This is a genomic window from Desulfomonile tiedjei, from assembly GCA_016212925.1.
Classification (GTDB): Bacteria; Desulfobacterota; Desulfomonilia; order Desulfomonilales; family Desulfomonilaceae; genus JACRDF01.
In genome coordinates this window covers 23,206-36,895 of sequence record JACRDF010000007.1, presented here as the reverse complement: position 1 = coordinate 36,895, position 13,690 = coordinate 23,206, and the positions used below count along the sequence as shown (strand labels likewise).

Here is a 13,690-nt window from a genome sequence, read left to right as displayed (position 1 = left end):
GAAGATCCCGTACAGGGCTGTGACGGTCTTGGTTAGCTGATCCGCGATCACGCGGTTGTCGGTGAGTTTATAAGCCATTGACCTGGCCTGATGCGGCGCAAGGCCTCTCAGAGGATCAACCCCGATGGTGAGGATCTTCTCGGGAGCTTCCCGTGCAAGGGTCTCGATTTCCACTCCGCCTTCCGCACTGGCCATGATTGTCGCCAGGCCGGAAATCCGGTCGAGCACCACGCCGAGGTACAGCTCTTGGCCGATTGGCATGACCTCTTCCACGAGCAAAGCGCTTACGGGCTTTCCTTCCGGGCCGGTCTGGTTGGTGACGAGCCTGCGGCCGAGGATCTCTCCGGCCCTGGAGCGAATATCATCCGACATGGACAGCACCGCTACTCCGCCGGCTTTGCCTCTACCTCCCGAATGCACCTGAGCCTTGAGGACCACCCTTTCGCTCTTCAAACCCCTGGCAGCGAGAAGGGCCTCGAACGGATCGTAACAAAGGCTTCCGCGCGGGATAGATACCCCCTTGGCAGCCAATAACTCCTTCGCCTGATACTCGTGAAGATTCATATGTCCCTCGCCATTGACGCATTCTGCACTAACTGCCGCGGCAGACCGCATAGCCGACCGGGAATTGCAGGGAAGACCTTGGTGTAAAGGGTTCAACCCCAGCTTTTCGCCCGCTGCCTGGGTAGAACAGGGACCACGCAACCCCTGGCTTCCAGGAGCGCTGAATCCCTGTCCGAACAATGTCTTGTTTTGTGGGGTTAACCACCTTGAAGGGAGGCATGCCGCTGTCAAGGTTTGCTGGGAAAGTTCCTAAGCCGTGGCAAAGACCCCATCCGGTCCAAAGGCAGAGCAGGATGTGTGCCAACCCGGGCCGGGATTGCCCAAGTGGGGTTAAGCGCCTGTAATTAAGGAATAATATCCCAAGAAATTGTCCAGAATGCCGATATGAACGAACCGCGCGGAACGCCTTGGATTGGGGGTGACGCGCCCAGGTCCCGCATCCTATCAGTTATGCGGTTGATAATCTAAGTAATTTGTGTGGGGGTTTTTCACCCAGGCTTGAGCGACGCAGTAAAGCGCCCTACCAGTGTTCCTCCCAGTACTACCGGTTTCTGGTGAACAGATATAACGCGGCGCCTCCCACTAGCCCGGAAATCATGGATCCGACGAGAATACTGATCTTTGCTCGCTCCAGGAGTTCGACTTCGCTGAATGACAGGTCTGCGATAAACAGGGACATGGTGAAGCCGATTCCGCAGAGAATAGCTCCGCCGTAGACATGTCTAAATTTCACGTTGGAAGGCATTGCCGCCAGTCCCGCCTTGACAGCCAACCAACTTGCCGCGGTTATTCCCAGTTGTTTTCCAAGGAATAACCCCAGGACAATACCGATTGATTCTGAATTTGTCACAAAATCGTAAAAGCCTATCTGAGTTAAATTCACTCCCGCGTTTGCCAGCGCGAAAACAGGCAGAATCAAGAAAACCGTCCAGGGATGTAGCGCTTCTTCAATCTTGTGGAGAGGCGTCCGCACGCATTGCACCATTGATCCCAAGGTGCGAACCGCGGCTTCGTTGCCTTCATCCAGCAGCACCAGCCAGCCCTTTTCGCCTTGAGGTCTGAACTCCCCTACTGCCCTATTTACCGTTTGAGCGAATGCATGGGTATCGCAAGCCGAGCGAGCCGGAATAGTCATGGCGACCAGTACACCGGCGACGGTCGCGTGCACCCCGGACAGATAGACGCACAGCCACAAAAGGAGTCCCAACAATATGTAGGGCAACGGGGACCTGAACCCAAGGATGTTGGTCACTATGAGCGCTCCCAGCACCGCTCCCGCCAAACCAAGAAAACCCATCGAAATCCCGGAACTGTAAAATAGGGCAATGACCACTACGGCCCCGAGGTCATCCACGATTGCCAGCGAAACGAGAAACACACTCAAAGGCGGTGGGACCCGCGATCCTAAGAGAATCAGCGTTCCGGCCACGAACGCTATGTCCGTCGCCATGGGAATTCCCCAGCCGCGATAAGCCGCGTCCGCGTGATTGAATGCCACGTAGATCAGTGCGGGAACCACCATGCCGCCTATCGCACCGGCGACCGGCAAGGCCGCCTTTTGAAACGAGGCCAGTTCCCCCACAAGGATCTCTCTCTTGATTTCGAGGCCTACCACAAAGAAGAACAGGGTCATGAGGCCTTCGTTGATCCAGAAGTGGAGTGAACGTTGGAACAGCCACCCGTTGAGTCCGATCGCGATTCCGGTTTCCCATAGCTCCCGATAAAGCCTATCCAATGGAGAATTCATCCAAATCAGCGCAATGACCGTCATGGCGAGCATCAAAATCCCGCCGGCGGATTCAATGGAAGCGAACAACTGGAATGGCTTTAAAAGAAGCTCCCCCAGATATTCCCCTCTAACATAGATCCTTCGGTCAATAGAAAACGGCTTCATCAGTCATTCTCCACGATTCCATGTCGGGTCGCGCTAAGAGTGAGGTTCTGGGAGCGGAAGGCCTGTCAAAGGAATGCCTTTTCGAGAGACCGAGATTAGGCTCTCATACCGGTGCGCCGCTAAAAAACTTACTCGGATGTCCACCATATCGGGCACTGACCTGGTTTCCAGGTCCGTGCTTCTTCTCTGCGGTGTTCCAAGTTTGATTACAAATCAACATCGCCCCTGAAAAAAAGGGCTCGCGCTTCCGGATGCGAGCCCTTTTAGAGACCAACACAGAGAGGAGTATTCCCCGCGAGAAAGGCGGATAGCATTCAGCGACCTATTTGGGCGGTCGTTCACATGCGCTCGCGCAGTAAGGCGCCTCTTCCGGGTCGTTAACATCGCAGATCGGACAGGAACATACTTCCGGCCCGTCCAAAGGCTTTTCGAAATGCTTACCCTTTTGTTTTGCCCGATAGTCCTCGATGGCCCGATGCAGTGCATCCGCGCCTAGATTGGAGCAGTGATGTTTCTTTTTTGGGAGGCCGTTGAGCGCTTCAATTACCGACTTGTTCGTGATCTTCATGGCCTCGTCAAGGGTTTTCCCTATAGCCATTTCGCTGACCATGCTGGAAACGGCTATGGCCGCGCCGCAGCCGAAGGTCTTGAACTTGACATCTTCCAGCCGATTGTCTTTGACCTTGATATAGAACGCCATGATATCGCCGCAGGCTGGATTGCCGACTTCTCCGATACCGTCCGCGTCGGTAATCTCCCCAACATTGCGCGGATTTTTAAAATGTTCCATCACTACTTCGCTATACATATCTTCTTACCCCCTGGTTTTCCGGGTCTTTCGCTGTGGCCATGCTGCATTGCGCTGCCACGTCGGTTTGCACATCCGGTTGGTACGTTTGGACTTTGTTGCCCCCCCAGGACCAAAACAATCAGCCCGTAGTCTTGAGCATGGAAGTTTTCTTGTAGAGCGGGGACATATCTCTCAGCTTCTGAACAATCGGAGGAAGGATTTTCACTACATCGTCCACATCCTCGTCATTGTTGTCCATGCCCAATGTGAACAGGAGCGACCCTTGAGCCGTTGCCGCATCGATCCCCATGGCCAGCATGACGTGTGAGACCTTCAAGGACCTGGAAATGCACGCGGAGCCGCTTGCTATTTTAATCCCTTCCATGTCCAGAAAGAGGAGCATTGACTCCCCTTCGACATATTTGACTGCGATGCTCACGTTGCCGGGGAGCCTCTCGGTGGGGTGACCCACGATAGCAACCTCTTCCATGGCCGCGGGAAGTTCTTTTATAAGACGGTTTCTCAACGGTTTCAAGTGGTCAATACGGGACCCCATGTCGCGGGTGGCTATCTCGGCTGCTTTGCCCATTCCCACAATGCCGATGACGTTCTCGGTCCCGGCTCGCATGCCCCCTTCCTGGATTCCTCCGTCCAGAAGCGGGTCAATACGCACCCCCTTCCGAACGTACATGGCTCCGACACCTTGCGGGCCGTAAAACGGATTTGCGGCCATGGACAGCAGATCCACATTCATGGCTTCGACATCCACCGGAATTACGCCCGCAGTGGCCACAGCGTCCGTATGGAACGGTATCTTATGTTCCCTGGCAATCTTCCCTATTTCCGCGATCGGTTGAATGGTGCCGACCTCATTATTCGCGTGCATGACCGAAATAAGAACAGTGTGAGGAGTAATTGCCTTCCTGACATCGTCCGGGTCGACCATGCCGTATTTGTCAGTTGGGAGGCGGGTTACTTCCACGCCCTGCTTTTCCAGCGCTTTTATCGCGTGCATTATCGAGAAGTGCTCGACGGAAGAGGTTATCAGGTGGTTCCCGCGAGCACGATTAGCCTGAACGACTCCCTTTAGGGCCCAGTTGTTTGCCTCGGTTCCACCGGATGTAAAAAAGATCTGCGTCTCACTGGCATTTATGAGCGCAGCAACCGGGTTTCTAGCTTCATCAATGGCGTCGGTAACCTCTTCTCCCAGGCTATGCATACTGGAAGGGTTTCCGTACTTTTCCTTGAGGAACGGTATCATGGCGTCCACCACTTCCGGCAGAAGCGGACACGCGGCCACATGATCCATATTGATTGTTCTCATGGCGCAACCCCCTCACAAGAACCCTGCGGTTGTGAATCCACGACCTCTGAACAGTGGATTAAACATAATAACCGCCGGTCTGAATGTCAACGAACCGGGCCGATTCCCGAATTTGTCCCGGCTCCCGGTGACCGACCGAGCAGCATTGTCTAAATTTTGTCGGACAGGTGCTCGTCGTCGCTATGAAATCCAGGAACCGTAATGATAGATAGTTTGTTGGTACCCGACGCCTCAGTAACTTCGTGATGAATGCCTTTGCTGATTACGCAAAGTTCATTGGCTCCCAGATATTCGGTCCAGATCCGTTCACTTTTTGGGTCGTACAGCTTGAGGGCTATGTATCCATCCAGGACGAAGTATATTTCGTCAAACCTCTCGTGATAATGAGCCTTAGTCGGCTTTATGTCTTCCGCTGTCGCTATGTTGAGAAACGGATACTCGTCCCCGATCAGAATTTCATGAATCGGCCCGCAAGTGGGTGATTGCTTGATAATGTGGTCTTTCAACAATTTGACGATCATTTTGCAGTCTCCGTGGTGGAACTAATCGATACTAAGTTACAATGTGCTTTCACACGTTACATTGAGCCGGTTCCCTTCCGCCCTCATAAACTCGCGACCATTGGCGGCCCAATCTTCAATTAATTCAGATGCCGGTCGCAATTCAAAGATTCGGTCGCGTGTCGGAATATGGCTATCAGGCAAACCGCCACCAGTTGAAGAATTCCTGCCGAGGGGTAGATCCAAGGTATGTCGCTACCACGCTGGACCGCAAGCCTCGCAGGTATTATATTGTAAAAACAGGACAAAACGCTCAATCCGCTCCCCAGAATACGGAAAGGCATTCGGCGGTGAAGTCAGGCCTTACTCAAATATTTGCGATCGCGGTATTCAGCCTTACACTGGCGACCGGAACCTCGGCCGCGGGAGAAAAATGCCACAAAATCATAGAGGAATTCGTGTTGACCAGCACCCGCATTTCCCGTGACTATCCGAATCCCGCAGAGCGACAAGAACTCCTTAAAGCGGCCCTGAACGACCTCGCCAGGAATGCTCGTGCGGTTTACGGCCCGTTTTGTCCGTGCAACGAATTGTTGGAAAAAGCCGTTGCGTTGCAGAGACACAGGGAGGGGTGGCGTTCTCCTCCGGCGGGATGGGAGCCCCGCGGGTTTCGGGCCACTTTTCTTCCGCTCGAGGTCGAGATTGCCAGCGAGGATGTCAGGTTGTTGATGGACCTGACGAGCTTGTGTAATGGGCATTGAGTCGAATTTTTAGAACAACCGCTGGTGCCAAATAGGAGGTCAAACACAAGCTCACGGCAGAATTCACCGATCCTTTCTTCGCCGCCGACCCAGGACCGGAAACAGCGAACACAATCCCACGACTGGGCCAGGGTTTTCAAGGCTCCGGCACAGGGCTGAAAAAGGGCTTGACTGAGGAGGGGGCATCACTTAAACTCCAAGGATAATTATTTCGCTCCCGTTTGTACAAGATTTTGCGCTACTGTCCCTATATTGTTCATTAATCCAATTATCGAGAAGGCGCAAGAATGAGAATTGATGACGAGTTTTTCCGTAGAACCAGGACGTTGAAATCCTTCTCGTACACTCTGATCGCCATGTGGGCTGCCGCGGTCTTTGGATTGTTGCTTTGGGGCATATCTAAAACCACCGAAGCAACAAGGCGGGTAGCCGTTCATGTGGCGCAAGCGCATTTTGACAAGGATCGGGCATTCCGACTATGGGCCTCGTCTCATGGCGGGGTGTACGTGCCCGTGGACAACAGGACTTCCCCGAATCCCCATCTGAAACATGTGCCCGAGCGCGATTTGCAGACCCCTTCCGGCAAGGAACTGACCCTGGTGAATCCTGCTTACATGCTCCGCCTGCTCCATGAAGAATTTGCCGACCTGTACGGGGTGGCCGGCCACATTACCAGCCTAAAACCCTTGCGCCCTGAAAACCAGCCGGATGATTGGGAGAAGATTGCGTTGCTGGCCTTCGAAAGGGGAGAGAAAGAGGCTGCGGAATTTACCGACATTAATGGACAGCCATATTTGAGATTTATCAGGCCCCTTCATGCCGAGAAAGACTGTCTAAAATGCCACGGAAACTACAAAGAGGGGGACATCCGAGGCGGTGTGGGAATAGCCTTGCCGCTGAAAAACCTTCTGGAGATCCAACGATCTGAAATACAAACTCAAATCGTTTCTCACGGCTCGATATTTCTCATAGGACTGGTTGGGATAGTCCTCGGCGTGAGGAGGCTGGAAAAACGCGAAGACGAGCGCGATCAGGCTCAACAGGCGCTGGGGGCAAGTGAAAGAAAATACCGGCTATTGTTCGACGACTCCAGGGACGGTGTCTTCATGTCATCCCGAGCGGGTGAGTTGCTGGAGGCCAATCAGTCGGTGTTTGATATGTTTGGATACACAGCGGAAGAAATGATCGGGATGGATGTTCACCGGCTCTACGTGGATGGCGCGGACAGGGCCAAGTATCAAGGGGCGGTAGAGAAAACGGGCTCGGTGAAGGATTACGAAGTGCGCTTCCGCAAGAGAGACGGTACCCTTCTAGATTGCCTTCTCACCAGCAACGTTCGTCTGGGAGAGGACGGATCTGTTGTAGGGTACCAGGGAATCATTCGAGATGTCACCCGCCAGAAGAAGGCCGAAGAGGCCCTGGAAAAACAAGCCAGTGAGTTGCAGCGTTCCAATGCCGACCTCGAACAGTTTGCCTTTGTTGCCTCTCATGATCTGCAGGAGCCTTTGAGGAACGTAACAAGTTGCGTACAGCTTCTGGCCAAAAGGTACCAAGGGAAACTGGGTTCAGATGCCGACCAATTCATGAGCTATGCATTGGAATCAGTTACAAGGATGAAGGACCTTATCAATGATCTCTTGACCTATTCCCGGCTGGGTACCAAAGGGAAACCATTCAAGCCGACCAATTGCGAGGAGGTGCTGAACTTGGTCTTGGCAAATCTGGATTCTGCCATTTCCAGGACTGAGGCTGTGGTTACTAGAGATCCATTGCCCACGGTGACCGGAGACCCCACGCAATTGACTCAGGTTTTTCAAAATTTGATTTCCAATGCAATAAAATTCCAACGAAAGGACGCTGCACCCGTGATCCATGTATCCGCGGCATCAAACGGGGATCAGTGGACTTTTTCAGTGAAAGACAACGGTATCGGTATTGAATCTCAGCATTTGATCCGTATTTTCATGATCTTTCAAAGACTGCACACCAGAACCGATTACGAGGGGACAGGCATCGGCCTTGCCATCGTAAAAAAGATCGTCGATCGCCACGGCGGTCGGATCTGGGTCGAGTCTGAGCGTGGCTCCGGAACCACGTTTTACTTCACCCTCCCGAACTAGAGCCCCCTTGATGCCGGTCTACGGCGGAAGAACTAACCGCGTTCCACGTTGGGGCTGAACCCGTGCCCGGCAATTCGATAGTATCCCTGTATTGCCAGGAAGTTAGCATTTGAGCATACCGCCTTTTCTATGGTAGGGGTCAACTCATCTGCCGGCCCCTAGTGCCGCGAAATCACCAACCTGCCCAGATGGCTCACCTCAATGAACTCCGTTGTCTGTTCCTGATGCCTGCGGGGGTAAGTGGGGTCGTTCCGCCCCTGTGTCGCGTAGGCGAAATTGCATATGGGTTGCCGAAATACTTGTCCGATTTGTCCGGCACCATCCCGTCATTCCGGCGAACGCCGGAATCCAGGCTTTGCAAACCCGCGTTCTGCTCGGGCCTTCTGGACCCCGGTGCCTGCCCCGGACTTTGATCCGGGGTTCGCTGGGGTGACTGGCTCCTCGCGTTACTGTCAGTCCTTCAGCCTATTTTCTGGTGAACCGGACATTGTTTTTCTCAACGGGCCTATCTCAACCGGCACAGGCGCTCCAATGGTGATAATTTGGCATGAAAGTTGCTTCCTATCAAAGCGGTGATGCGACGGGCAAGCGAATAATCAAAGCTTCAAGGCCTCGCTGCCGGCCGACAAACGCATCGGAAGGGAGTCAACCATTGAAGACCGAATACAGAATACTTGCTCTTGCAGTCTTCTTCTTTGTATTCGTCTGTGGGGCTGATGCAGCACTCGAACACTTCTTTTTAGAAGAAAAGTCCTTTTGGGGAGCACTAATTTTTGATGTCTGCCCTCATGTCATCTTTCATCGTTCGCTGATCGCGATCTCCTTTGTCGTGTTCGGGGCCATAGCCGCGGGAGCTATTGCTAAAAGGAAGAGGGCCGAAGAGGCCTATCATGAAAGTGAGCAGCGGTACAGGGCATTGTTTGAGCATGCCGGCGACTCCATTTATCTACTCGAGGCTGAAGGCAAGAACGCTGGTAAAATCATCTCCGCGAACCAGGCCGCAGCGGACATGCACGGCTACACCTTGGACGAGCTTATGTCCATGAACATCGGGGACCTGGATACCCCTGAGGCCGCGCAAGCAGTACCCAGGAGGCTTGAACGGCTTTTACGCGGAGAAAGGATAAGAGAGGAAGTCACGCACCGCAGGAAAGACGGTCAAGTGTTTCCCCTGGAGATAAATTCCGGCCTAATAGAGCTTGGCGACCGGAAGTACATCCTTGCCATAGACAGGGACATCACCCAGCAGAAAAAGGCCGAGAACAGGATCCTAGAGCAGAGGAAGTTCCTCAATGACCTACTCGAATCAGTAACTCATCCCTTCTACGTCATCGATCCGAAGGATTACAGGGTGATAATGTCCAATTCAGCCGCCCGACGCGTTTTTGCGTCTAAGGGGACCGCGTGCTACGCCCTGACCCATGGCCGCGAGGAACCCTGTAATACATCGAAACATCCGTGCCCCCTGGAAATCGTCAAGAAAACCGGGAAACCTGCAACAGTGGAGCATGTTCATTACAACGGCAACGGTGAAGCAAAGAATGTCGAACTCCACGCGTATCCGGTTTTCGATGGCACGGGCGAGGTGACACACGTTATCGAATACGCCATAGACATCACCGAACGCAGAGCCACCGAAGAAGAGCGCCTGCGTCTTGTGACGGCTATTGAGCAATCTGTTGAGACAGTCATGATTACGGACAACCACGGAATCATTGAATACGTCAATCCGGCCTTTGAGAAGATTTCCGGATACACGAAAGAGGAAGTGCTTGGTAAAAACCCGAAATTCTTAAAAGGCACCGAAAACGACGCCTTAGTGTACCAAAGAGTGCTGGCCACCATCACCAGCGGCAAACCCTGGAAAGGACGAATGATCAGCAAGAGTAAGGACGGCAGGCTCTACCACGAAGACATGACTATCTCTCCAGTGCGAAACTCCGCAGGGCTGATCGTGAAGTACGTTGCCATAGGGAATGATGTCACGCGGCAGATGGAGCTGGAGCAACAGCTTGTTCAGGCCCAAAGGATGGAAGCTGTGGGAACCTTGGCCGGCGGGATTGCGCACGATTTTAACAATGTCCTCACAGTCATTCTGGGTTTCGCGGAGTTGTTGTTGATGGACAAGAGCCGGGAGGACCCTGACACCGCGGACCTGCGAAAAATAGTCCAGTCGGCCAAGAGTGGGGCGGATTTGGTTCGGAGATTGTTGACGTTTAGCCGACGGATCGAGACCAAGCCGCGGCCGCTGGACCTGAACCACGAGGTGAAGCAGGCTGAGAGTCTTTTGAGAAGAACCATCCCCAAGATGATCGAGATAGAGCTAGTTTTGGAAGAGGACTTGGGAACCGTCAATGCCGATCCGGGCCAGATGGAGCAAATCTTACTGAATCTGGCCGTAAACGCCAAGGATGCAATGCCGAACGGTGGGCGGCTAACCATTTCTACCGGCAACGTGTTTCTGGACGAGCAGTATTGCCTTGACCATTTTCAGTGTCAATCAGGGAACTATGTTCTTCTCACGGTTTCAGACACCGGCCATGGGATGAGCACGGAAGTGGTGAGCCATATTTTCGAGCCCTTTTACACGACCAAAAAGCCCGGCGAAGGCACAGGCCTCGGGTTGGCAATGGTCTTCGGCATAGTGGAGAACCACGGCGGGCATATCCAATGTCACAGCGAAAGGGGCCTAGGCACCAACTTCAAGATTTTTTTGCCTGCTATGGCGTCGCATGACGAGTTCAATCCGGCTGATACCGCCGAAATGCCCGCATTTGGCACTGAAACCATCCTGCTGGCCGATGACGAAGAATTCATCATGGAGTTGGGAAAGAAAATTCTGAGCCGAGCCGGATACACGGTGCTTACCGCGACAAATGGCCTGGAGGCACTCCGGATCTACGAAAGGAACGGGAAAGAGATTGCCTTGGTGATCTTGGATCTGATGATGCCTGTCATGGGTGGCGCCCAGTGTCTGGAAGAAATCTTGAAGATCAATTCACAGGCAAGGATTCTGCTTGCCAGCGGGTACTCTACAGACTCTTCCGCCGAGCCCGGCGTCAGGGAACGAGCCAAGGGCTTCGTCGCTAAACCGTACACCGTGAAGGCGCTTCTGGAGACGGTGCGGAAAGCCTTGGATGCTGAATAGCTACGCGCTGCGGCCTTCCTCAAGAAGTTGCAATAAGACCTAATTTCAATACTATAGCAGTTTTCGACAGTGATCGCGGATTTCTCCCGGGTGCCACGGACCTGGGCTCCGCTAGGTCCGTCCCGGCGTTTTTGGAAAACGGCAAGGTTGTCCTCCGCATTGAATACCAGATTGAAAAGCGAGCCGATGGTACGGTAAGGCTGGGAATCTTCCGAGTTAGCGTAGCGATAGAACTGGCAGGAATCACCGACCTGGCAAGGCCCAGGTCCGTGGCACCCGATACAGAAAGCATAGCTTGACAGAAGGTGCTACTAAAGTTTTTCTCAAAAGCTCTTCCCGAATGAGATCGTCCCGCGTTGGGGGGGACACCGGCACGTCCTGTACGACCGCCATCCTTGCCAACTGACTGACTCTCGTCGCTCACTCCTACCATGCGGAAACCGGCATGGCCTTACTGTGCAGCTTGTGGGGGGCACGGTGGATTTAGGGCTTCCCCGCAACTTTCGAAGCAAGCTCTATGATCGAGCCTTGGTATCTCGGTATCACGTGATTTTTCCGGACCCGGCCGAGGCGATGGAGGCTTGAAGAAAAATAAGGCACGGTGCCCGAAGGGGCTCAGCATATCCGCGGCAAGAGGTGCAACCTTTCGCAGCCCTAACTTCGAAAGCATGCTGTAAATAGTGCCGCTCTTACCCCCATTGTGCTTCCAAAAGTGGCGTTCCACGAAGTCTATGTTCCCGAAATAGCCGCAGACAAGCTGCGTGAGACGATTCTTGGTAAGATATTTGGTCTGTGTTTTGAGGAATTCGTAGTTTTTCTGGGCCACCTCCCTGGCCGTCAGATTTCTTTGTGATTCTGTCCTGATCCCCATCAAAGCCCAAAAATATAAGTATCTGGGCCCCTGAAGGAGGGTTCCGAATGGAACATACACATGGGGTTCCAGAACACGATATCGTGCCGGAAAAAAATGCAAACTCCGTCCGCAAGGCTTCAGGACCCGTTTAATCTCCGCAAGCGCCTGTTTGTGATCTTGTACGTGTTCCATGACATCCCAGGAGACTACAAAGTCGAACTGATTGTCATCAAACGGTATTCTGTACGGTTCGGAGGGAATCACTCTCAGCACGTCTTTCTCCCCGTGCGACAGTCTCTCTGTCTCCAGGCGATCTGCGATGGCCGGCGAAGGAGGTGCAATATCAACTCCAAAGGCTTTGAAGCCTCGCTTTCTGAAAGCGTAAACCATTCCGCCTTCCCCGCAGCCGAAATCAAGAATGGCGTCGTCAGTGTTGACCGGCCTTCCCAGTTCCGCAAAGACGCGGAGCATCACATCTACGTTGTCAAACGCTTGGGAATCTATAGTACTTATGGTCTCGGCGGCAGCCGCCGAGGCAACGTAGGCGTCGTGGAAACACTCCAACTGTGCTGCTTTCATGGCACTCCTCCTCATAATGAGATGGGTGAAAAACAGGCGGTTTCCCAGGGGACCCTTCATTCAAACATGGCCCCCGGTGGATCTCATATTTCAGATGGCGTCCGTATCAGAGGCAACGATCGCGATAGTCAACTTCCCAAAGAGCAACCCCTTCATACTTTGGATCTCGTCTGGCCTTGGTGTAGACTACGCCACAGTAAATGCATGCTTCGGGTGAGGAGGGATGTGGCGGGAGGCCGCAGCTGGGGCAGGCCTCGGTCACGTCCGCTTCGCCCGTGGTTTGTCCGGCCGGGCCCTTCCCGGTCGGTTTCAAATTCACCGGGACGGAGGAGGACTTTGCGATCGCACGGGATTCGTCCGGATAGGTTTTGCGCGGTGTTGCGCCACAGCGCCTCTCTGAGGCTACCAATCCGATGTCCGATTCGTTTCTCAGAAGGGTCACCTCTGTAGAGGCTTCACAGACTGAGCTGGGCGTTTCTTCCAACTCCGGGGCTTTTCCGTCCCTGGAGTAATATTCGTATTCCGACAGTAACCCTGCCACGATGAGCGTGTCGTAGATCCCTTCCAGGTCTTTTACCGTAAGCATGTACTTTTCCATCAAATACGCATCGTCGGGTTTTGCCCTGAAGGAAACCAGGAATTCCTTGGCCGAAATGGATTTTTTCTCAGGCGAGTCAGTGAGGTTCAAATAGTCGAATTCTTCCTGTGAAGCCAATCCCCTGTCCAACAGAATGTTCTTTACTTTGACCAGAGTTGCGTAGGAAAGGCCATGGTTGTCCATGAGGGTTTTCAGACCCGTTCGCTGTCTCACGTCACGAATGACGGCTGCGGCATTGACTTGTATCTTTTTCATTTCGAGGTCTCCTTCCTGACTGTTGCAGCGTGGTCTGGGCCGTGACGATTTCCTGCACTGAACTTCATTGAGCAACCTCGACGCTGAGACCGTCGGTAGTATTTCCGACGAATTTAGTAGCAAACCCCATGCCAGACAAACATGGTCTGCAGAACGAGCGGATTTGCCTCTCTGCAACGCAACTCGGCCCTTGGAAGGTGTTTCAACTTCTCTACTCTGGAGGAAGCATCGGGTCCCCGTGCACCACACTATTGCGGTGTGCGTGGACAATGAGGTAAAATTATAAGAGTTTTTGAGGAAAGGG

At 53.3% G+C, this 13,690-nt stretch carries 10 protein-coding genes; 3 read left to right on the top strand and 7 right to left on the bottom strand.

Going from position 1 to position 13,690, the window contains the following annotated elements; translation table 11 throughout:
- From HY913_03795 to HY913_03775, 5 genes are all read right to left on the bottom strand, one after another.
- The coding region (locus HY913_03795; protein ID MBI4962376.1) for an acetate--CoA ligase family protein at positions 1 to 564 on the bottom strand (564 nt) is incomplete at its 3' end.
- 541 nt (positions 565 to 1,105) lie between these two features.
- Positions 1,106 to 2,458, bottom strand: coding sequence for a Na+/H+ antiporter NhaA (gene nhaA, locus HY913_03790; GenBank protein ID MBI4962375.1), 1,353 nt, complete (start codon positions 2,456 to 2,458; stop codon positions 1,106 to 1,108).
- A gap of 322 nt (positions 2,459 to 2,780) precedes the next feature.
- Entirely contained in the window at positions 2,781 to 3,266 is a 486-nt protein-coding gene (gene nifU / locus HY913_03785; protein ID MBI4962374.1) for a Fe-S cluster assembly scaffold protein NifU, read from the bottom strand.
- 121 nt (positions 3,267 to 3,387) lie between these two features.
- Positions 3,388 to 4,572 carry a cysteine desulfurase gene (locus tag HY913_03780; protein MBI4962373.1) on the bottom strand — a complete coding sequence of 395 codons (1,185 nt, stop codon included), beginning with the start codon at positions 4,570 to 4,572 and terminating at the stop codon, positions 3,388 to 3,390.
- A gap of 149 nt (positions 4,573 to 4,721) precedes the next feature.
- A complete protein-coding gene (locus HY913_03775) occupies positions 4,722 to 5,093 on the bottom strand; it encodes a hypothetical protein (protein MBI4962372.1) in 372 nt (123 codons plus the stop codon).
- Between the two features lie 158 nt (positions 5,094 to 5,251).
- Between HY913_03775 and HY913_03770 the strand changes: the two genes are divergently transcribed.
- From HY913_03770 to HY913_03760, 3 genes are all read left to right on the top strand, one after another.
- Positions 5,252 to 5,833, top strand: a complete 582-nt coding sequence (locus HY913_03770) for a hypothetical protein (GenBank protein MBI4962371.1) — start codon at positions 5,252 to 5,254, stop codon at positions 5,831 to 5,833.
- Positions 5,834 to 6,120: 287 nt separating this feature from the next.
- Positions 6,121 to 7,953 carry a DUF3365 domain-containing protein gene (locus tag HY913_03765; protein ID MBI4962370.1) on the top strand — a complete coding sequence of 611 codons (1,833 nt, stop codon included), beginning with the start codon at positions 6,121 to 6,123 and terminating at the stop codon, positions 7,951 to 7,953.
- Positions 7,954 to 8,605: 652 nt separating this feature from the next.
- Positions 8,606 to 11,101 (top strand): PAS domain S-box protein, encoded by a 2,496-nt coding sequence (locus HY913_03760; GenBank protein ID MBI4962369.1) that lies wholly within the window; start codon positions 8,606 to 8,608, stop codon positions 11,099 to 11,101.
- 451 nt (positions 11,102 to 11,552) lie between these two features.
- Here the strand turns inward: HY913_03760 and HY913_03755 are convergent, their stop codons facing one another.
- Together HY913_03755 and HY913_03750 are read right to left on the bottom strand one after the other, a co-directional pair.
- On the bottom strand, positions 11,553 to 12,533 hold the full coding sequence (locus HY913_03755) for a class I SAM-dependent methyltransferase (GenBank protein ID MBI4962368.1): 981 nt from the start codon (positions 12,531 to 12,533) through the stop codon (positions 11,553 to 11,555).
- 106 nt (positions 12,534 to 12,639) lie between these two features.
- Positions 12,640 to 13,386, bottom strand: coding sequence for a hypothetical protein (locus HY913_03750; GenBank protein ID MBI4962367.1), 747 nt, complete (start codon positions 13,384 to 13,386; stop codon positions 12,640 to 12,642).
- Between the last annotated feature and the right edge of the window lie 304 nt (positions 13,387 to 13,690).